At 63.7% G+C, this 19,023-nt stretch carries 19 protein-coding genes; 11 read left to right on the forward strand and 8 right to left on the reverse strand.

Translation table 11 applies throughout. The annotated features are described in order from the left end of the window. Positions 1 to 239 precede the first annotated feature (239 nt). The 3 genes from LAN37_02265 to LAN37_02275 all read left to right on the forward strand — a co-directional run bounded on the left by LAN37_02265 (position 240) and on the right by LAN37_02275 (position 5,720). Positions 240 to 2,651 (forward strand): enoyl-CoA hydratase/isomerase family protein, encoded by a 2,412-nt coding sequence (locus tag LAN37_02265; GenBank protein MBZ5646029.1) that lies wholly within the window; start codon positions 240 to 242, stop codon positions 2,649 to 2,651. Between the two features lie 75 nt (positions 2,652 to 2,726). Next, complete coding sequence (locus LAN37_02270) at positions 2,727 to 3,905, forward strand: acetyl-CoA C-acyltransferase (GenBank protein ID MBZ5646030.1); 1,179 nt, start codon at positions 2,727 to 2,729, stop codon at positions 3,903 to 3,905. Between the two features lie 18 nt (positions 3,906 to 3,923). Continuing rightward, a complete protein-coding gene (locus LAN37_02275; GenBank protein MBZ5646031.1) occupies positions 3,924 to 5,720 on the forward strand; it encodes an acyl-CoA dehydrogenase family protein in 1,797 nt (598 codons plus the stop codon). Positions 5,721 to 5,872: 152 nt separating this feature from the next. Here the strand turns inward: LAN37_02275 and LAN37_02280 are convergent, their stop codons facing one another. Then, complete coding sequence (locus LAN37_02280) at positions 5,873 to 6,124, reverse strand: hypothetical protein (GenBank protein MBZ5646032.1); 252 nt, start codon at positions 6,122 to 6,124, stop codon at positions 5,873 to 5,875. Positions 6,125 to 6,216: 92 nt separating this feature from the next. Between LAN37_02280 and LAN37_02285 the strand changes: the two genes are divergently transcribed. Both LAN37_02285 and LAN37_02290 read left to right on the forward strand, forming a co-directional pair. Continuing rightward, positions 6,217 to 6,381, forward strand: a complete 165-nt coding sequence (locus LAN37_02285) for a zinc ribbon domain-containing protein (protein ID MBZ5646033.1) — start codon at positions 6,217 to 6,219, stop codon at positions 6,379 to 6,381. 219 nt (positions 6,382 to 6,600) lie between these two features. Then, positions 6,601 to 7,146: a DUF2911 domain-containing protein gene (locus tag LAN37_02290; protein ID MBZ5646034.1), complete on the forward strand. Its 546-nt coding sequence runs from the start codon at positions 6,601 to 6,603 to the stop codon at positions 7,144 to 7,146. Positions 7,147 to 7,201: 55 nt separating this feature from the next. On the opposite strand, the gene gcvPB is transcribed toward LAN37_02290, so the two are convergent. From gcvPB to gcvT, 4 genes are all read right to left on the reverse strand, one after another. Then, positions 7,202 to 8,710 (reverse strand): aminomethyl-transferring glycine dehydrogenase subunit GcvPB, encoded by a 1,509-nt coding sequence (gene gcvPB, locus LAN37_02295; GenBank protein MBZ5646035.1) that lies wholly within the window; start codon positions 8,708 to 8,710, stop codon positions 7,202 to 7,204. Then, complete coding sequence (gene gcvPA, locus LAN37_02300; protein MBZ5646036.1) at positions 8,707 to 10,032, reverse strand: aminomethyl-transferring glycine dehydrogenase subunit GcvPA; 1,326 nt, start codon at positions 10,030 to 10,032, stop codon at positions 8,707 to 8,709. Before gcvPA ends, gcvPB begins: the two co-directional genes overlap by 4 nt. Before the next feature lie 87 nt (positions 10,033 to 10,119). Beyond that, positions 10,120 to 10,497 carry a glycine cleavage system protein GcvH gene (gene gcvH, locus LAN37_02305; protein ID MBZ5646037.1) on the reverse strand — a complete coding sequence of 126 codons (378 nt, stop codon included), beginning with the start codon at positions 10,495 to 10,497 and terminating at the stop codon, positions 10,120 to 10,122. 35 nt (positions 10,498 to 10,532) lie between these two features. After that, positions 10,533 to 11,675, reverse strand: coding sequence for a glycine cleavage system aminomethyltransferase GcvT (gene gcvT / locus LAN37_02310; GenBank protein MBZ5646038.1), 1,143 nt, complete (start codon positions 11,673 to 11,675; stop codon positions 10,533 to 10,535). A 247-nt stretch (positions 11,676 to 11,922) separates the two neighbouring features. On the opposite strand from gcvT, the gene LAN37_02315 reads away from it, so the two are divergent. Together LAN37_02315 and LAN37_02320 are read left to right on the forward strand one after the other, a co-directional pair. Next, the gene (locus LAN37_02315; protein ID MBZ5646039.1) at positions 11,923 to 12,090 is read left to right on the forward strand and encodes a hypothetical protein; all 168 of its coding nucleotides are present in this window, start codon (positions 11,923 to 11,925) and stop codon (positions 12,088 to 12,090) included. A 62-nt stretch (positions 12,091 to 12,152) separates the two neighbouring features. Continuing rightward, positions 12,153 to 12,719, forward strand: coding sequence for a GNAT family N-acetyltransferase (locus LAN37_02320; GenBank protein ID MBZ5646040.1), 567 nt, complete (start codon positions 12,153 to 12,155; stop codon positions 12,717 to 12,719). On the opposite strand, the gene LAN37_02325 is transcribed toward LAN37_02320, so the two are convergent. From LAN37_02325 to LAN37_02335, 3 genes are read right to left on the reverse strand one after another with little or no spacing between them, the layout of a single operon-like run. Then, a complete protein-coding gene (locus LAN37_02325) occupies positions 12,700 to 13,200 on the reverse strand; it encodes an isoprenylcysteine carboxylmethyltransferase family protein (GenBank protein MBZ5646041.1) in 501 nt (166 codons plus the stop codon). The genes LAN37_02320 and LAN37_02325 overlap by 20 nt on opposite strands. Positions 13,201 to 13,233: 33 nt before the next feature. Then, a complete protein-coding gene (locus LAN37_02330; GenBank protein MBZ5646042.1) occupies positions 13,234 to 14,850 on the reverse strand; it encodes a methylmalonyl-CoA mutase family protein in 1,617 nt (538 codons plus the stop codon). A 3-nt stretch (positions 14,851 to 14,853) separates the two neighbouring features. Then, complete coding sequence (locus LAN37_02335; GenBank protein ID MBZ5646043.1) at positions 14,854 to 15,198, reverse strand: hypothetical protein; 345 nt, start codon at positions 15,196 to 15,198, stop codon at positions 14,854 to 14,856. A 228-nt stretch (positions 15,199 to 15,426) separates the two neighbouring features. On the opposite strand from LAN37_02335, the gene glgC reads away from it, so the two are divergent. From glgC to LAN37_02355, 4 genes are all read left to right on the forward strand, one after another. Further along, on the forward strand, positions 15,427 to 16,680 hold the full coding sequence (gene glgC, locus LAN37_02340; protein MBZ5646044.1) for a glucose-1-phosphate adenylyltransferase: 1,254 nt from the start codon (positions 15,427 to 15,429) through the stop codon (positions 16,678 to 16,680). 203 nt (positions 16,681 to 16,883) lie between these two features. Next, positions 16,884 to 17,483, forward strand: coding sequence for a sigma-70 family RNA polymerase sigma factor (locus LAN37_02345; GenBank protein ID MBZ5646045.1), 600 nt, complete (start codon positions 16,884 to 16,886; stop codon positions 17,481 to 17,483). Then, positions 17,483 to 18,304, forward strand: a complete 822-nt coding sequence (locus tag LAN37_02350) for a zf-HC2 domain-containing protein (protein ID MBZ5646046.1) — start codon at positions 17,483 to 17,485, stop codon at positions 18,302 to 18,304. Before LAN37_02345 ends, LAN37_02350 begins: the two co-directional genes overlap by 1 nt. Beyond that, the gene (locus tag LAN37_02355) at positions 18,301 to 18,960 is read left to right on the forward strand and encodes a DUF5668 domain-containing protein (GenBank protein MBZ5646047.1); all 660 of its coding nucleotides are present in this window, start codon (positions 18,301 to 18,303) and stop codon (positions 18,958 to 18,960) included. The genes LAN37_02350 and LAN37_02355 overlap by 4 nt, the downstream gene beginning before the upstream one ends. Positions 18,961 to 19,023: the final 63 nt, after the last annotated feature.

Consider the following 19,023-nt stretch of genomic DNA (forward strand, 5'->3'; position numbering starts at 1 on the left):
CGCCATTCAGTATCCTTTTTTCAACTTAATACGGGCGCGCGTCGTTGCCATCCTCACCCCCACATCCACTTCGACGCGCGCCCTTCTCGTTTGCGGCGTTTTGCGTCTCGTAGTGGTACTACCGGCCCCGCAGTCGGGCAGTTAGGTCATTTGTACGAACACAGGCATGATCCTCGGCAAACCCCCTCGGCAGAAGAAATCCCTCAACCCTCGTGTCTGCTCCCGGAATCGAATCTCCTATGCTGAAACGCATTCATAAAGCGGCCGTCCTCGGCGCCGGCACCATGGGCGCGCGCATCGCCGCCCACCTGGCCAACGCCGGCGTTCCCTGCACTCTGCTCGACATCGTTCCCCCGGATGCCGACGGCCCGGCGCGCAACAAGATCGTGCGTGCCGGCCTGGATGCCGCCATCAAGTCCAAGCCCGCGGCCTTCTTCGAGCCCGCGCTGGCCAAGCTGATCACCATCGGCAACTTCGACGACGATATGAAGAAGCTCGCCGACGCCGACTGGATCATCGAGGCGGTGGCCGAGAACCTCGACATCAAGCGCGCGTTGCTGAAAAAAGTGGAGGCGGTGCGCAAGCCCGGCACCATCACCACCACCAACACCAGCGGCCTGCCGGTGTCGAAGATCGCCGAGGGTTTCTCCGACGACCTCCGCCGCCACTGGTTCGGCACGCACTTCTTCAATCCGCCGCGCTATATGCGGCTGCTGGAGATCATCCCCACGCCCGAGGCCGACCGTGCCGCCATCGAAGCCATCGCGCACTTCTGCGACCTCCGCCTGGGCAAAGGGATCGTGGTCGCCAAGGACACGCCCAACTTCATCGCCAACCGCATCGGCACCTTCTCCGTGCTCAACGTCATTCGTGTGATGCAGGAGATGGATTTCTCCATCGAGGATGTGGACGCGCTCACGGGCAGCGTCGTGGGCTGGCCGAAATCCGCGACCTTCCGCACCATCGACCTTGTGGGCCTCGACATCCTGGGAAGCGTCGTCGGCAACATGACGAAGAACGTGCGCGACGAGCGCAGCGAACTCAAGCTCCCCGATTTTTTCCAGCACATGCTGGAGCGCAAGTGGCTGGGCGACAAGACCCGCCAGGGCTTCTACAAGAAGCAAAAGAGCGCCTCCGGCGAGGAACGCCTCGGACTCGATTGGAAGACGCTGGAGTATCGACCGCGGCAGAAGGCCAGGTTCCCTGCCCTCGACATGGCCAAAAACGTCGAGGACACCGCCGAGCGTCTCCGCATGCTGCTGGGCGGCGATCCGAAGAAGGACAAGGCCGCCGCGTTCTATTGGCGCACTCTTTCGGACCTGTGGACCTATGCGGCGAACCGCATCCCGGAGATCAGCGACCGCGTGGTCGAGATCGACCGCGCCATGAAGATGGGTTTCAACTGGGAAATGGGCCCGTTCGAGCTGTGGGACGCCGCCGGCGTCGCCGCCACGGTCGAGCGCATGAAGAAGGAAGGCCACCCGGTCGCGGCCAACGTCGAGAAGTTGCTCGCCTCCGGCGCAACCTCCTGGTACAAGGACGAGCCCTCGACGCGTTCCGGCCGCGCCTATTTCGACCTCGCCAGCGTTTCGTTCAAGCCGGTAGAAGTGCCCGAGGGCGTCAGCACCGTAACGGTGGTCAAGAAATCGAATGGCGTGGTGAAGAAGAACGCGGGCGCTTCCCTGGTGGACGTCGGCGACGGCGTCGGCTGCCTCGAGTTCCACTCCAAAATGAACGCGCTCGGCGGCGACATCATCCAGATGGTCACCCAGGCACTCAAGCCCGGCTCCGAGCTGAATGCGAACTTCGACGCTTTTGTCATCACCAACGACGGGCAGCACTTTTCCGTCGGCGCGAACATCATGCTCTTGCTGATGGCGGTGCAGGAAGAAGAATGGGACGACATCGACCTGATGGTCCGCTCCTTCCAGGGGATGACCCAGGCCATCAAGTTCTCGCCCAAGCCGGTGGTGGTGGCGCCTTTCGGGATGGCGCTGGGCGGCGGCTGCGAGATCTCGCTGCACGCGCCCGTGCGTATGCCGCACGCCGAGCTTTACATGGGCCTGGTCGAGGTTGGCGTCGGCCTGCTGCCCGGCGGCGGCGGCTGCAAGGAGATGACCCTGCGCGCGGTGAACAGCGCGCAGTCAATCCGCCCCGACGCGCGCGGTGAGTCGGTCGAGATGATGGAGGCCATGAAGCGCGCCTTCGAGACCATCGCCATGGCAAAGGTCTCGACCTCGGCCAATGAGGCCCGCAACCTCGGCTTCCTCTCGAACGGCGACGAGATCGTGATGAACCGCGACCGCGTGCTCTCCGACGCCAAGGCCCGCGCGCTGGAGATGGCCCGCGCCGGATACAAGCCGCCGGTCATGCGGACCGACATTCCCGCTCCCGGCGAGAGCATTCTGGCGACGCTCAAGCTCGGCGTACATCTAATGCGGCAGGGCGAGTTCATCACCGAGTACGAAGTGAAGATCGGCAGCAAGGTGGCCGAGGTGCTCTGCGGCGGCGCTGTGACCCCCGGCACCCCGGTGAGCGAGCAGTACCTGCTGGACCTGGAGCGCGAGACGTTCAAATCGCTGTGCGGCGAGCGCAACACGCAACAGCGCATCCAGCACACGCTGAAGACCGGCAAGCCGCTGAGAAATTGATTGAACCGCCGAGAACGCCGAGATGAGTTGATTTCTCGGCGATCTCTGCGATCTCGGCGGTAGAAAAGGAACTGTATGCGAGAAGTAGTGATTGCAAGTTCGGTGAGGACTCCGATCGGCAAGGCCTACAAAGGCACACTTCGCGCCACGCGCCCCGACGACCTGGCCGCGGTGGCCATCAAGGGCGCGCTCGGACGCGTCCCGCAGCTCGACCCCCGCGAGATCGAAGACGTCATCCTCGGCTGCGCCATGCCCGAGGCCGAACAGGGCATGAACGTCGCCCGCATCGCGTCCTTGCGCGCCGGCCTGCCGGTCGAGGTCTCGGCCATGACCGTCAACCGCTTCTGCTCCTCCGGCCTGCAGGCGATCGCCATGGCCGCGGAGCGCATCATGGCGGGCGGCGCTGAGGTAATCGTCGCCGGCGGCGTCGAGTCCATGACTATGATCCCCATGGGCGGCCACAAGGTCTCGTGCAATCCCTGGCTGGTCGAGAACTATCCCGACTCGTACCTCTCCATGGGCCTGACCACCGAGCGGCTGGCCAAGCGCTTCGGCATCACCCGCGAGCAGGCGGACGAGTTCAGCTACCACAGCCACCAGAAGGCGCTCGCTGCCATCGCGGCCGGCAAGTTCGACGAGGAGACCGTGCCCGTTCCGGTCAGCTTCACCACGCCAAACGGCTCCAAGCCCAAGCGCCACGACATTATTTTCAAGATTGACGAAGGCCCACGCGCCGACACCACGCTCGAGGCGCTCGCACACTTGAAGCCTGCGTTCCACGTCAAGGGCATGGTGACCGCCGGCAACTCGTCACAGATGTCCGACGGAGCCGCCGCCGCTGTGGTCATGTCCGCCGAAAAGGCGAAAGCGCTCGGCATCAAGCCGCTGGCGCGCTACGTCGCCTTCGCCACCGCCGGTTACAAGCCGGAGGAAATGGGCATCGGCCCCGTGTTCGCCATCCCCAAGGCTCTGAAGATGGCCGGCCTGAAGCTCTCCGACATCGACGTCATCGAGCTCAACGAAGCCTTCGCCGCGCAGTCGCTCGCTGTCATCAAGGAAGCAGAGCTGCCGATGGATAAGCTCAACCCCAACGGCGGGGCTGTCGCGCTCGGTCATCCGCTGGGCTGCACCGGCGCGAAGCTGACCGCCACCATCATCCGCGAACTCAAGCGCCGCAACGGACGGTACGGCATCGTGACCATGTGCGTCGGCGGCGGCATGGGCGCGGCAGGAATCTTCGAGAACATTCAGTGAGGAGTTAAGCGAGGAACCATGGCAACAGTAGCAGTCCCGAAAACGAAGCTGGCCGGCGGAAGCTGGCTGATCGAAGACCACAACACCCAGCAGGTGTTCACCCCGGAAGATTTCACCGACGAGCACCAGCAGATCGCGCAGACCACCGAAGAGTTCTCGCTCAACGAGATCGTTCCCAACGCCGAGAAGATCGAGCACAAGGACTACGAGCTGCAGCGCGAGCTGCTGCGCAAGGCAAGCGAGATCGGCATCGCCAACGTGGACGTCCCGGAGGAGTACGGCGGCTCCGAAATGGACAAGGTCTCCTCCGCCATCGTGGGCGACCGCATCGCCAAGAACGCGAGCTTCACCACGACCTGGGGCGCGCACTGCGGCATCGGCACTCTGCCCATCGTCTATTTCGGCACCGAGGACCAGAAGAAGCGCTACCTGCCGCGGCTGGCCAAGGCCGAGATCGTGGGCGCCTACGCGCTCTCCGAGTCCACCTCCGCCTCGGACGCCATGAACGCCCGCGCCAAGGCCGTGCTCTCGCCCGACGGCAAGCATTACATCCTCAACGGCGAGAAGATGTGGATCACCAACGGCGGCTTCGCCGACCTGTTCATCGTCTTCGCCAAGGTGGACGGTGAGAAGTTCACCGCGTTCATCGTCGAGAAGACCTTCCCCGGCTTCTCCGCCGGCAAGGAAGAGAAGAAGCTGGGCATCCGCGGATCCTCGACCACGCCCATCATCCTCAACGACTGCAAGGTCCCGGTGGAGAATGTGCTGGGCGAGATCGGCAAGGGGCACGTGATCGCCTTCAACACCCTGAACATCGGGCGTTTCAAGCTGGGTGCGCACTCGGTCGGCGGCGCTCGCATGGCCTTGCAGCAGTCCATCGCCTACGCCAAGCAGCGCAAAGCGTTTGGCAAGACCATCTCCGAGTTCGGCCTGATCAAGGAGATGCTGGCTGATATCGCCATCGGCGTCTATGTTGGCGAGGCGCTGGTGTACCGCACGGTGGGCATGATCGACGCCGCGCTCTCCGACATCGACAAGAAGTCCGCCGACGCCTCCACCCAGATCCGCAAGGGCATCGAGGAATACGCCGTCGAGTGCTCCATCCTGAAGGTCTGGGGCTCGGAGATGATCGACTACGTCGTGGACCACATGGTGCAGATCTACGGCGGCTACGGCTTCGTCGAGGAGTACCCGGCGGAGCGCGTATACCGCGACGCCCGCGTCAACCGCATCTTCGAGGGCACCAACGAGATCAATCGGCTGATCATCACCGGCTGGCTGCTCAAACGGGCCATGAGCGGACAGATCGCGCTGCTGCCCGCGATCAAGAAGTTGATGGACGAGGTGCTCGCCGGACCGACCATCGGAGAAGAGTTCGAAGGCCCACTGGCCGACCAGCGCAAGATGCTGACCAACGCCAAGAAGCTCGGGCTGCTGGCCGCAGGCATCGCGTCCCAGAAGTTCATGATGGCGCTCGCCGACCAGCAGGAGATCATGGGCGCCATCGCCGACATGGTCATCGAGGGCTACGCCATGGACTCGGCGCTGCTCCGGACGCAGAAGCTGATCGAGCGCAACGGCGAGGCGGCTTCCAAGCTGGCCATCGCCTACACGCAGGTGTACCTGCAATCGGCGTTCGAGAAGATCGAGTCCTGCGCGCGCAAGGTGGTCGCGGCGTGCGCTGACGGCGACATGCTCCGCACCCAGATGGCGATCGTGAAACGGCTTTCGAAGTTCGAGCCGGTCAACGTCATCGCGCTGCGCCAGCTGATCGCCGACCGCGTCACCGAGGCGGGCAAGTACGTGATCGCGTAGGGTGGAGCAGGCCTTTAGGCCTGCATTAATAGAGAGAGAGACAACCGGCTTTAGCCGCTGAGGTACCTCGGCGGCTGAAGCCGTCGCTTTTGTTGGCCTGATCCGCAGGGCTAAAGCCCTGCTCCACCCAGCCTCCCGATAAGAATCTGCGGCTATTTCTTCTTCAGTTCTTCCATGACGCTGCTCACCAGACTCTTGGAATCGTTCAGCAGCTTCATCATCAATTCGATATCCATCGCCGGACGGTTGGGATACCGGTTGCTCTGGCAATATACGCCGTGCTGCCCCACCAGGCTCAGCGCATCGGTCAGCAGGTCGAGCGTGACCGCTAGCCGCCCCCGCGGCACTCCCATCATGAACTCGTGCCGTTCCAGCTCTTCCTGTCGTTCGTCGAACACGGACATGGGTACGATTCTACGTGACCGGCATCACTTCTTTCTGCCGGGAACCGGGGTTAGAATGTGTTTGCCCAAATGTCCTTCAGGGGGGAGGCCCTATGCCCCGTTACGAGTACATTTGCCACGCCTGCGAAAAGTCCTTCGAGAAGATCCTCACCCTCCACGAGTACGAGAAAGGCGAGGTCACCTGCCCTTATTGCGGCAGCGACAAGGTGGAACAGGAGGCCGCCGCCTTTTTCGCAGTGACCTCGAAGAAGAGCTGACTCACAGACCAGGCCGCACTAGGACACGCATCCCATCGCAGCATTGGTGCGTTCTTATTACGCTCACCAATCCGCGGCACGCGAGTCTAACTGAGCAGTTCTCCCTATGCTCGTGTGCTTGGGGGACCTTCGGGTCCCCCGCTTTTTGTGGCGGGTTGCGGGCGGGCCCCGCATCTTCGATAATGCCGTTCGCCAACAATCTCGTTTGACGAGGTAACCATGCGCAAGCTATCCATCGCATTATTCGTTCTGCTCGCGTTCACCTTGGCTGCTGCCCAGCAGGACAAGAGCAAGCGGCCCAGCCCTCCGGGGACCGCCGAGGTCACGCTCAGCGGCAAGAAGATCACCGTGGACTACAGCCGGCCAAAGATCGCCGACCCCAAGACCGGAACGCCGCGCAAGATCTTCGGCGGGCTCGTGCCCTATGGTCAAGTCTGGCGGACGGGCGCCAATGATGCCACGTCGCTCAAGACCGATGCCGACCTCGACATCGGCGGCACCAAGGTCCCCGCCGGCAGCTACACCGTCTTCACTCTTCCGTCCGAGAGCGGCTGGAAGTTGATCATCAATAAGCAGACGGGAGAGTGGGGCACGAAGTACGACGAGAAGCAGGACTTCGCGCGTATTCCGATGAAAGCAGAAAAGACCTCAAAGACAGTGGACCCCTTCACCATCTCCTTCGACAAGAAGAGCGAAACCGAGGCCGCTCTGCACCTGGCCTGGGAGAACACCGACGCGTCGGTTTCGGTCAGACTGAAAAAGTAATCTCCAAACAAAACCGGCACGGATATCTCCGTGCCGGTTTCGTGTCTCTGGCCGATTAGTCCGCTGCGGTCTTGGCCGGCTGCGGCTTCCAGCGCAGGATCGGGTTCCTCGCCGCCCGGACCTCGTCCAGCCGGCGGACGCGTGTAGTGTGCGGCGCCTCCAGCACCAGGTTGGGATCCTCCTCGACCTCCTTCGCGATCGCCCTCATGGCGTCCACGAATAGGTCGATCTCTTCCTTCGACTCGCTCTCTGTCGGCTCGATCATGAGCGCCCCGTGCGCGATGATCGGGAACGACACCGTGTACGGATGGAAACCGTAATCGATCAGCCGTTTGGCGATGTCGCCGGTCTTCACGCCTTTGGCAGTCTGCAGGTGGTCGCTGAATACGACCTCGTGCATGCTGGGCGTCTTATACGGCAGGTCGTATACACCCTCGAGCTTCTTGCGGATGTAATTGGCGTTGAGCACGGCGTCCTCGGTGGTTTGCCGCAGCCCGTCCGGCCCGTTGGCCATGATGTACGCCAGAGCGCGGACCAGCATCCCGAAGTTCCCGTAGAACGCGCGCACCCGGCCGATCGACTGCGGGCGGTTGTAGTCGAAGCCCAGCGTTCCATCCGGCTTCGTCACAACCACCGGCACCGGCAGGAAAGGCTCCAGGTGTTTCTTGCACACGACCGGTCCCGAACCCGGACCGCCGCCGCCATGGGGCGTCGAGCACGTCTTGTGCAGGTTCAGGTGCATGACGTCCACGCCGAACTCGCCGGGACGCGCTTTGCCTACCAGCGCGTTCATGTTCGCGCCATCCATGTAGAGCAGGCCGCCCTTCTGGTGCATGATCTCGGCGACCTTATGGATCTCCTGCTCGAACACGCCGAGCGTATTCGGATTGGTGACCATCAGCGCCGCGACGTCCTCGTTCATCTGCGCTACCAGCGACGGGATGTCCACCATGCCGGCCGCGTTCGACTTCAGGTTCTCGACCGCGTAGCCGCAGATGGCCGCCGTCGCGGGATTCGTCCCGTGCGCCGAATCCGGGATCAGGACCTTCTTGCGCGGGTTCCCCTTGCTCTCCAGGTATGCCCGGCACAGCATGATCCCGGTCATCTCGCCGTGGGCGCCTGCCGCCGGTTGCAGCGTGATCGCATCCATGCCGCAGATCTCCGTCAGGCACTTCGACAGCACCTTCAGGATCAGCAGCGCGCCCTGCGAGATTTTCTCCGGCTGATAGGGATGCGAGTTCGCCATCCCTTCCAGCCGCGCCACGTACTCGTTGACCCGCGGGTTGTACTTCATCGTGCACGAGCCCAGCGGGTACAGGCCCGTGTCCACTCCGTAGTTCCAGGTGGAGAGCCGCGTGAAGTGGCGGATGATCTCGATCTCGCTCACCTCGGGCATGTTCCCCAGGTCGCGCCGCGCCGCCGCGCCCAGCTCCTTCTCCGGATCCACTCCTGGCACGTCGAGCGGCGGCAGCCTGTAGGCGAACTTGCCGGGCGACGACTTCTCGAAGATCAGCCCTTCGTTCTGGTTTACGTGCTCGGTCGCTTTGCGGATGCGGTCCTTCATCGCGCCACCGCCTTTACCGCTGCGTCGATCGCCTGCTTGGTCAGCAGCTCCGTGCAGCACCAGAGCGCGGCGTTGCCCAGCTCGGGGTAGAACTTCCTCAGCGGGAAGCCGCCGATGATCTTCTCCTGGAGCAGGCGGTCGTTCACCGCGTGCGGGTCTTCGTCCGTGACCACCACGAACTCATTGAATCGAGGCGCGCCGTGGAACAGAACGCGGGCCTTCTTGCCGAACTCGCTCGCCGCGTACTTCGCCTTGGCCAGGTTCTGGATGGCCAGCTCCCTCAGGCCCTCGCGTCCGTGGATGGTCATGAAGATGTTGGCCATCAGCGCGACCAGCGCCTGGTTGGTGCAGATGTTCGAGGTCGCCTTCTCCCGCCGGATGTGCTGCTCGCGGGTGGAGAGCGTCAGGCAGAAGCCGCGCTTGCCGTCGCGGTCCACCGTCTGGCCCACCAGTCGGCCCGGGATCTGGCGCACGAATTTCTCTTTCGTCCCGATCACCCCGCAGTACGGCCCGCCGAAACCCATGGGGATGCCGAACGCCTGCGCTTCCATGCACACGATGTCGGCCTCCACCGGCGGCTTCACGATGCCCAGCGAGAGCGCCTCGGCGATGGAAACGATCAGCAGCGCGCCTTTCTTTTGGGCGATGTCCGCTACCGCCGCAACGTCCTCGATGGTTCCGAAGAAGTTGGGCGACTGGATCAGCACGCAGGCCGTTTCGCTGCTGACCGCGGCGTCGAGCGCCTTCAGGTCCACGCGCCCGTTCTGCCCGAAGCCCACGGTCGTGATGGGCAGCCCCTGGTAGTGCGCGTAGGTGGTGAGCACGTCGCGATACTCGGGGTGCACGCTCTTGGCTACCACCGCGCCGCGACGCCCGGTCACCCGCACTGCCATCATCACCGACTCCGGTACCGCGGTGGAGCCGTCGTACATGGAGGCGTTCGCCACTTCCATGCCCGTCAGCTCGCACACCATGGTCTGGAATTCGAAGATGGCTTGCAGCGTGCCTTGCGAGATCTCCGGCTGGTAGGGCGTGTACGCGGTGAAGAATTCGCCACGCGAGATCAGCATGTCGATCACCACTGGCCGGTAGTGGTTGTAGGCGCCGGCGCCGAGAAAGATCTTGAACCCCGCCGCGTTCTCCGCCGAGCGCTGCTGGAAGTACTCCACGATCTCCGCTTCCGAGAACGCCGGCGCGATGTTGAGGTCGCCCTTGACCCGGAACTCCGCCGGGATGGGCGCGAACAGCTCGTCGATCGAGCTGATGCCGATCTCCCGCAGCATGGCCTCTCGGTCCGCCGGCGATTTCGGCAGGTAACGCATCACGGTTTCGAGCCGGGACGGCGCTTGCCGCTCCGGCTCATCAATGACAGTTTTCATGGATGAAGACTCCTGTGTGCTGGCGGGCGGTTAGCCGCGCTCCGAGGCGTATTTCTCGTAATCCCCAGCCGACATGAGCCCATCGGCTTGCTTCGTCAGTTTGACCTTGATCATCCACGCGCCGTAGGGGTCGGTGTTGACCTTCTCCGGCGCATTGGCCAGGTCCTCGTTCACGGCGGTGACGGTGCCGGACACCGGCGAGTACAGCTCGCTCACCGCCTTCACCGACTCCACCGTTCCGAAACTCTTGCCGGCTTCCACCGTGGCGCCCGGCTTGGGCAACTCCACGAACACGATGTCACCCAGCGCGTTCTGTGCGTAGTCGGTGATCCCCACCGTGCCCTGATCACCTTCCACTTTCAGCCACTCATCTTCCTTGGTGTACTTCAGTTCTTTCGGATAGTTCATCGGGTGCTCTCTTGTATGTGTGACGTTTTGATTGCCTACAATTTCTTCGGCCGCTTGTAGAACGGCGTCGGTACGACCTTGGCCTTCACTTTCTGGTTGCGGATCTCGACGTTCACCACGCCATCCACCGCCGCCTTCCCCGGCGGCACGTACGCCAGCGCGATGTTCTTCTTGAGATAGGGAGCGTATGACCCGCTGGTCACGTAGCCGATCTCGCCTCCGGCGTCGTCCACCACCTTGTAGCCGTCGCGCGCGATGCCCCGCTCGATCATCTCCAGCCCCACCAGCGTGCGCCTCACCCCGTCGGCCTTGGCCTTCTCCAGCGCTGCCTTGCCGATGAACTTCGGCTTCTCCATCTTGCACCAGCGATCGAGCCCCGCCTCCCAGACGTTGATCTTCTCGCTGATCTCGTGGCCGTAGAGCGCCATCTTGCCTTCCAGGCGCAGCGTGTTGCGCGCGCCCAGGCCGCAGGGCAGGATCCCGAACTCCTTGCCCGCCTCCAGCACCTCGTACCACACGCGCGCGCTCGTCTTCTCGTCCGATGGGATGTAGATCTCGAAGCCGTCTTCGGCGGTGTAGCCGGTGCGCGCGATCATCCGGTCCTTGAGCCCGCACACCGTCCCGTAGGTGAACCAGTAGTTCTTGATCTTCGACAGGTCCACGTCGGTCAGCTTCTGCAACACGTCCACGCCCCGCGGCCCCTGGATGGCGATCTGGGTGTAATCGTTGCCGACGTCCTCCGCCTTGCAATTGAAGCCCTGGACCGCTTCCCGCACCCAGCCCCAGTCTTTCTCGCGCGTGCCGGCGTTGATGACAAAGTAATATTCCTGGTCGCTGACCTTGTGCACGATCACGTCATCGACGAACGTGCCCTGCGGGTAGAGCAGCGCGGAATAGTGCGCCTGGCCGATCTGCAACTTCGAGGCGTCGTTCATGGAGATGTGCTGCACGGCCTCCAGCGCCTGCGGGCCGGAGATGCGGATGTCGCCCATGTGGCTGACGTCGAAGGCCCCCACCCCCGTGCGCACCGCCAGGTGCTCGTTGATCAGCCCCGCCGGCGCGGGGTACTCGACCGGCATGTGCCAGCCGCCGAAATCCACCATCTTCGCGCCCATCTGGCAATGGACCGGGTTGAGTGCAGTCTTGCGGAGAGCGGCGGCCTCGACCGAGGAAGACAAGGGCGACTCCTGTTTGGGACGGCGCTGGTTCGAAGAACCCCGTACGTTAACACGCGGGTTTTCAAGGGTCAATGCAGCACTCACGGCAATCTCGCTGGTGTCATCCTGAGCGCGGGTCGCGCCCTGTGCGACCCGAGTCGAAGAGCCTGCCCTGAGCGAAGCGAACGGGACCCCTACTCATTTGCTGTCTTCTCGACTCTCGCAGAAGTCCTTGTCGAGACCCCCTCCCCCGCGCTACATTCCGCCCATGGCCGAACCGTTCATCTGCCTGCTCTGCGACAAGCCGGAAGCCGATTGCAAGTGCGAGCGCTTTTGCGCTCTCTGCCAGGGCGAGCACGACGTCCGCCTCGTCCAGGACGGCCAATACTATTGCCGGGACTGCCGCGAGGCCTGCGACTTCCAGGCGCAGTACTGACGACGCTCGCGTAGGGACGGGCGTCTGACTCGTCCTGGCCGCACACAGCGCGGCAACAAAAGATGCCGATCACCAAGCTCACCTTCCACCCCGCCACTCCCGCCCGCTGGCCAGACGTCGAAGAGCTGTTTGGCGAGCGCGGCGCCTGCGGCGGATGCTGGTGCATGACCTGGCGCCTGCCCCGTGCGAAGTTCCTGGCGAATCAGGGCCCTACCAACAAGCGCTCCTTTCGCAAGATCGTCCGCTCCGGGGCCCAACCCGGCGTCCTGGCATACGCGGATGGAAAGCCGGTTGGATGGTGCGCTGTCGCCCCGCGCAGCGAGTTCTCCTTCTTAGATCGCTCGCGGGTGCTGGCGCCGGTGGACGACCAGCCGGTCTGGTCGGTGACTTGTTTCTTTGTCGCCAAGGAATGGCGCCGCCGTGGCTTGTCCGTGAAATTACTGAAGGCTGCCGTCGCGTTTGCCGGCAAGCGCGGCGCCAAGATCGTGGAAGGCTACCCGCAAGAGCCCCGGATGAAGCTGCCCGGGGCATTCGTCTGGACCGGCCTGGCCTCGGCCTTCCGCAAAGCCGGCTTCACCGTCGCCGCCCGCCGCTCGAAGCTCCGGCCCATCATGCGGCTCGAGCTTTAGTCCCTGCATCCGTCTTCGGGCGAAATCTGGGCCACCAACGCGGCACCTGCCGGCAATATTCGCGATACTCTTCCCCGAACCGCCGTTCCATATCGCGTTCCTCGTACGCGGGGACAAAAATCATCACGAACGCGATGAACATCGCGAAGCCGAACCACAGTCCCACGGATCCGAACCACAGCGCCGTCCCCGTCACGATCGCGCCCACTCCCCACATCATGGGATTGCGGACGTACTTGTAGGGGCCGCTCACCACCAGCCGCTGGGTCTTGGCGACGAAGGGCAGCGGCGTCCCGTGCCCGAGAACCCGGAACAGGCCGATGCACCACGCCACCAGTGCCGTCCCGGCCAGGAGAAGGGGTGCAGCGAGCCAGCGCACGCGAGGCCCGTGCCAGCCCATCGCGGCATCCAGCCGCACCCAGAAAATGAAGATCAGCACGACAAAGGTAGGGAATATGGCAGCCCGGATGATCGTAACCATACGTCCTCCGGCGCGGACGCAGAAGCCCGCGGATCAGATCACGACAGCTTCTTTATACTCTCCAAACACGCTGCGCATCGCGTCCGAGATCTCGCCCACCGTGCAGCAGCTCTCCACCGCCTCAATGATGTGCGGCATCAGGTTCTCGCCGTTGCGCGCGGCCTCGTCCACTCCCGCCAGCGCGGCTTTCCACTTCTGCTGATCGCGCTTCGTCCGCAGCGCGCGCAGCCGCTCCACTTGCTTGCGCTCCAGGTCGGGGTCGATGCGCAGGATGGGGATCTCTTTCTCTTCCTCGATCTGGAACCGGTTCACGCCCACCACAACGCGCTCGAGCTGGTCCACCTGCTTCTGGTAGTCGTACGCCGCGTTCTGGATCTCCGCCTGCACGTAGCCGCGCTCGATGGCTTTGAGCATGCCGCCCATGGCATCGATCCTCTCCACGTACTCGGTCGCACGCCGCTCGATCTCGCTGGTCAGCGACTCGATGTAGTACGCCCCACCCAGCGGATCGATGGTATTGGGCACGCCGGACTCGTAGGCGATGATCTGCTGCGTGCGCAGCGCGATGCGCGCCGCCTCTTCGGTGGGTAGCGCCAGCGCCTCGTCGAACGAGTTGGTGTGCAGCGACTGTGTTCCCCCCAGCACCGCCGCCAGCGCCTGCAGCGCCGTGCGCACGATGTTGATCTCCGGCTGCTGCGCCGTGAGCGTGACCCCGCCGGTCTGCGTGTGGAAGCGCAGCATCCACGACTTCGGGCTCTTGGCCCGGAAGCGCTCCCGCATCATCCGCGCCCACATGCGCCGCGCCGCCCGGAATTTCGCCACTTCCTCGAGGAAATTCGAGTGGCAGGCGAAGAAGAACGACAGCCGGGGCGCGAACTTGTCCACGTCCAGCCCCGCGTCGATCGCCGCCTGCACGTAGGTGACGCCGTCCGCCAGCGTGAACGCGACCTCCTGCACCGCGGTCGAACCGGCCTCGCGCATGTGGTACCCGGAGATGGAAATGGTGTTCCACTCCGGCACGTTCTGGTTGCAGTAGGCGAACATGTCGGTGATGATGCGCATCGCCTGCTTCACCGGATAGATGTAAGTTCCGCGTGCCACGTACTCTTTCAGGATGTCGTTCTGCACCGTGCCCGAAAGCTTGCGTACATCCGACCCGCCGCGCTTGGCCACCGCGATGTACAGCGCCAGCAGGATGGACGCCGTCGCGTTGATGGTCATCGAGGTCGAGATCTTGTCCAGCGTGATGCCGTCGAACAGACGCTGCATGTCCTCGATGGAGTCGATCGCCACGCCCACCTTCCCCACCTCGCCCATCGCCATCGGGTGGTCCGAGTCCATGCCGATTTGCGTGGGCAGGTCGAAGGCCACCGACAGCCCGGTCGTCCCCGCGGCAAGCAGGTACTTGTACCGCTTGTTCGATTCCTCGGCGTCGCCCATGCCGGCGTACTGCCGCATGGTCCACAGCCGCCCGCGATACATGGTGGGCTGCACCCCCCGCGTGAAGGGGAACTCACCCGGATACCCGGCGTCGCGGTCGTAATCCCAATCGCTCAGATCGGCGGGCGTGTACAGCGGGTTGACAGGGACCTGCGCGGGGCTGGACTCCTGCACGGTGGGGCTGACGGCCAGCTTCGACTTCTCAGGCATGAATCACGGCTTTCGGCGCGAACGCCAGAATGAAGTGACTGCGAAGTATGAGAACAGGAGAGTAAAGGATACCGCCAGAACCACCTTCCCGGGCCCGATTTTTCCCTCCGACCAGGCCCCGTACGTGCGCCACGTCGCCCCCGCCCCGACCAGCACGAACAGCACGAAGAACACGCCCGTGACTTCCAGCAACAGGCCATGCGCCGCTTTCCGGAAGTGCTGCAACGCGCCCCGAGCTCCGGCGCCAAGCGCTCCGAGCACACGGCTCTGCCCCGCCATGCGCGACGTCACTCGCGCCAGCGCCGCCGCTCCCCGCCCCCAACGCGCTACCCTGGACACTTGGCTCACACCCGCATTCTACAAGGCCCGCACGTAGTACCCAGTAATCAGTACTCGGTACTCAGATGAAACCGGAAGAATAAGCCGCGGGCCTCGCAACCAGCGACGTCCGAGGCGGGGAGTCCGACAGCCTGAGAAGAGACTTGGCGCTTGCTGCACTTCAATGAGTACCGAGTACTGAGTACTGCTCTTCCGCGTGATAACATTTCCACTTTCCAGAGGGCGAGTGGACGCGCGATGAAAGACACCCTTGGAGTCCTGCTGGCAGGAGGCGCTGGGGAGCGCCTGTATCCCCTCACGCGCGATCGCGCCAAGCCGGCGGTGACCTTCGGCGGCATCTACCGCATCATCGACGTCACGCTCTCCAACTGCATCAACTCCGACCTGCGCCGCGTGCACATCCTCACCCAGTACAAGGCGCTGTCGCTGAACCGTCACATCCGCGAGGGCTGGGGCAACACCGTGGCCCGTGAGCTGGGCGAGTTCATCGAGATCCTGCCGCCCATGAAGCGGGTCAGCGAGAACTGGTACCTGGGCACCGCCGACGCCGTCTACCAGAACATCTACAGCATCGGCTCCGAGCAGCCCAAGCACGTGCTCATTCTCTCCGGCGATCACATCTACAAGATGAACTACGGGCTGATGCTGGAGCAGCACCTGCAGTCCGGAGCCGACGTGACTCTGGCCACCATCCTCAGCGATCCGGAAGAGACCCATCGCTTCGGCATAGTGGACATCGACCGCGAGGGACGCATCGTCGGCTTCGAAGAGAAGCCCAAGCAGACCGACATCCGCTCGCCCTACAACCCGCGCATGGTGTCGGGCTCCATGGGCGTCTACCTGTTCAACACCGACGTCCTCATCCCCGTCCTGCTCAAGGACGCCGAAGACTCCAACTCCACCCACGACTTCGGGCACGACATCCTGCCCAAGATGATGGAGGAATACAAGGTTTACTCCTTCAACTTCATCGACGAGAACCGCAAGGAAGCGCTCTACTGGCGTGATGTCGGCACCCTCGAGGCCTATTACGAAGCCAACATGGACCTGGTCGCGGTGTCCCCGGTCTTCAACCTCTACGACAAGGCCTGGCCCCTCCGCACCCACCAGCGCCAGTATCCCCCGGCCAAGTTCGTCTTCGCCGATCCGGGGCGCATGGGCGCGGCCATCGACTCCATCGTCTCCGCCGGCTGCATCGTCTCCGGCGGCGTGGTGCGCAATTCCATCCTCTCCCCCGACGTGCGCGTGAACTCCTACTCCGAGGTCGACTCCAGCATCATCTTTTCCCACGTCAATATCGGACGCCACTGCCGCATCCGCCACGCCATCATTGATCGCGACGTCCACATCCCCGAGGGCACCGTCATCGGCTACGACCAGGAGGCCGACCGCGAGCGCTACTTCGTCACCGAGACCGGCATCACCGTCGTCACCCGCGACTACTCTCTCTTCGAAAGCCCGGTCACGGTCGATTACTTCACCTCGGAATAGCTCTCATGTTGTCGCCTGGTTTTCAAACGTCTCCTGGCCGCCCCTAGAGACCGCTGACTTTGCGGCTGACGGTCGTTGCCATCCCGGCGATCACGGCGATTCCTCCGCTCCGCTGCTACAATCTCACGTTTCCCATCGCAGGCGAACTTCTGGCTGGTAACTGCCGTATTCCCAACTAGCTGGAAGTTCCCACGGAGTCTTGGTTGGAAGATACCCAGGCCGTATCTCTTCTGGTCCGCCGCTGCGTGGCCGGCGACGCCGCCGCCTGGGAGGAAATCGTCCGCTCCTACAATCGCCGTATCTATAACATTTGTTACAGGTTTAGCGGTTCCCCGGACGACGCCGAAGACCTCACCCAGGAGGTTTTCATCAAGCTCTACCGCACCCTGGGCACCTGGGACCAGTCCAAGGGGGCATTCGCCACCTGGCTCACCAGCGTCACCCGCAACCTGCTGGTGGACCACTTCCGCAAAACCAAGCAGGACCGGGCCACCGACTCCCTCGACGCCACCCCCGCCGGCGACCAGGAGGCCAAACCGCTGGCCGAACAGCTCCCCGACACCGCTCCCCCGGCTGACGCCCGGGTGCAGACCCAACAGGCCCAACGCATGGTCCACGACGCCCTCCAGAAGCTCTCCCCCGAGCTGCGCGAGGCCGTCATCCTCCGCGACTTGCAGGACATGGATTACCGCGAGATAGCCCTGGTCCTGAAGGTCCCGGAGGGCACCGTAAAGTCCCGGATTAACCGCGGTAGGACGGAACTAGCACGCCTCTTATCGCGTACCTATAGGCAGGTGACCTGATGGACGGCAAGACCCAAAACGGAATGCAGTGCATCGAGTTCGAAGCCCTGCTCGCCGACGCCCTTGACGGCACGCTCGAGGCCCCCCGCATGGCCGCTTTCCAGGCCCATGCGCACGGATGCCTCGATTGCGGGCCGCTGTTGGCGCAGGCCAGGGCTGGGCTCGCCTGGATGAAGTCCCTCCAGGAGATCGAGCCTCCGCGCAACCTCGTGCACAACATCCTCGCTGCCACGACGGGCCGCGAGGCTGCCGAGGAACGCGCCGCCGCCCGCAGGAGCTGGAAGCAGTGGTTCAGCGATTGGATCCGCCCCGTGCTGGTCCCCGCCTGGACGACTGTCCGCCAGCCTCGGTTCGCCATGAGCTTTGGCATGGCGTTCTTTTCCCTGTCTTTGGTCCTGAACGTCACCGGCCTCAAGCTGCGCGATCTGCGCTATCTGGATCTGCGCCCCAGCGCCATCCAGAGTTCCGCTACCCGCGGCTACTACGAGACCCAGGCGAGGGTGGTCAAGTACTACGAGAACATGCGGCTCGTTTATGAGTTGCAGTCCCGCGTGCGCGACCTCCGCAACGCCACCCGGTCCGACGATCAGCAGCAACAACAGCAGCAGCCACCACAGCAGCGAAAAGAAAAGAACCGCGACAACGACACCAGCGGCCAGCCCGAGCGGCGCAACCAGTACTACAGCGCCGATCAGCCGGGCGTGTTGCTGGCAGTCCTGCGGGATCCGGATTCGAATCAGCTTTTCCCGGCGCTGGAAGTCCGGGAGCTGCGTCCAGGGAGTTCCGCCCTCGACGCGCACGACGATAGGAGGGGTGCATGAACTGCGCCGTCCATAACGATCAGCCCGCAACCGCTTACTGCCGCACCTGCGGCAAGGCGCTGTGCGACAACTGCAAGCGCGACGTCCGCGGGGTCGTCTATTGCGAGGACTGCATCGCCGCCCGCGTGCAGGGCACCTTTCCCGCCTCCGCGCCCGGCGCCCCGGGGACTGTTCCCCACGCCGTTGCGCCCGCTACGGGCCCCAACCCGGCCCTGGCCACCATCCTCGCTGTGTTCTTCCCCTTTGGCGTGGCCTCGGTCTACCTCGGCCAGTACGCCAAGGGCCTGGTGCATCTGGTGATCTTCGCCTTCCTGGTGATGGGCGCAAATCACGGACGCGGCGCTGAAGCTTTCTTCGGGATTGCCATCGCCTTCTTCTACATTTACCAGATCGTGGATGCGCACCGATCCGCGCACGCCATCGCCAGGGGGGAGTCCGCGCCGGACCCCTTCGGCCTTGGCCGTGCGCTCGGCACCGAGCACCTTTCGCCACAGAACGTGCCCATCGGCGCCATCATCTTGATCGCGGTCGGCGCCATATTCCTGCTCCAGAACATCGGGCTGTTCCACTTCCACTGGATCGGCAAGCTGTGGCCGCTGATCTTGATCGCGCTCGGCATCCGCATCTTCCTGCGCGCGCAAGGACCGAGGGGCTGACGCCATGGAAAACTACCAGCGAAATTGTGATTGCGTCTGCCAGCGTTGTAGCCGCGCGCGCGT

This window comes from Terriglobia bacterium (genome assembly GCA_020073495.1).
Classification (GTDB): Bacteria; Acidobacteriota; Terriglobia; order Terriglobales; family Acidobacteriaceae; genus JAIQFD01.

Excerpts from the sequence above, each read along its gene's own strand:
- LAN37_02265 (MBZ5646029.1), top strand. The coding sequence starts at position 240 with ATGCTGAAACGCATTCATAAAGCGGCCGTCCTCGGCGCCGGCACCATG.
- LAN37_02270 (MBZ5646030.1), top strand. The coding sequence starts at position 2,727 with ATGCGAGAAGTAGTGATTGCAAGTTCGGTGAGGACTCCGATCGGCAAG.
- LAN37_02275 (MBZ5646031.1), top strand. The coding sequence starts at position 3,924 with ATGGCAACAGTAGCAGTCCCGAAAACGAAGCTGGCCGGCGGAAGCTGG.
- LAN37_02280 (MBZ5646032.1), bottom strand. The coding sequence starts at position 6,124 with ATGTCCGTGTTCGACGAACGACAGGAAGAGCTGGAACGGCACGAGTTC.
- LAN37_02285 (MBZ5646033.1), top strand. The coding sequence starts at position 6,217 with ATGCCCCGTTACGAGTACATTTGCCACGCCTGCGAAAAGTCCTTCGAG.
- LAN37_02290 (MBZ5646034.1), top strand. The coding sequence starts at position 6,601 with ATGCGCAAGCTATCCATCGCATTATTCGTTCTGCTCGCGTTCACCTTG.
- gcvPB (MBZ5646035.1), bottom strand. The coding sequence starts at position 8,710 with ATGAAGGACCGCATCCGCAAAGCGACCGAGCACGTAAACCAGAACGAA.
- gcvPA (MBZ5646036.1), bottom strand. The coding sequence starts at position 10,032 with ATGCGTTACCTGCCGAAATCGCCGGCGGACCGAGAGGCCATGCTGCGG.
- gcvH (MBZ5646037.1), bottom strand. The coding sequence starts at position 10,497 with ATGAACTATCCGAAAGAACTGAAGTACACCAAGGAAGATGAGTGGCTG.
- LAN37_02315 (MBZ5646039.1), top strand. The coding sequence starts at position 11,923 with ATGGCCGAACCGTTCATCTGCCTGCTCTGCGACAAGCCGGAAGCCGAT.
- LAN37_02320 (MBZ5646040.1), top strand. The coding sequence starts at position 12,153 with ATGCCGATCACCAAGCTCACCTTCCACCCCGCCACTCCCGCCCGCTGG.
- LAN37_02325 (MBZ5646041.1), bottom strand. The coding sequence starts at position 13,200 with ATGGTTACGATCATCCGGGCTGCCATATTCCCTACCTTTGTCGTGCTG.
- LAN37_02330 (MBZ5646042.1), bottom strand. The coding sequence starts at position 14,850 with ATGCCTGAGAAGTCGAAGCTGGCCGTCAGCCCCACCGTGCAGGAGTCC.
- glgC (MBZ5646044.1), top strand. The coding sequence starts at position 15,427 with ATGAAAGACACCCTTGGAGTCCTGCTGGCAGGAGGCGCTGGGGAGCGC.
- LAN37_02350 (MBZ5646046.1), top strand. The coding sequence starts at position 17,483 with ATGGACGGCAAGACCCAAAACGGAATGCAGTGCATCGAGTTCGAAGCC.
- LAN37_02355 (MBZ5646047.1), top strand. The coding sequence starts at position 18,301 with ATGAACTGCGCCGTCCATAACGATCAGCCCGCAACCGCTTACTGCCGC.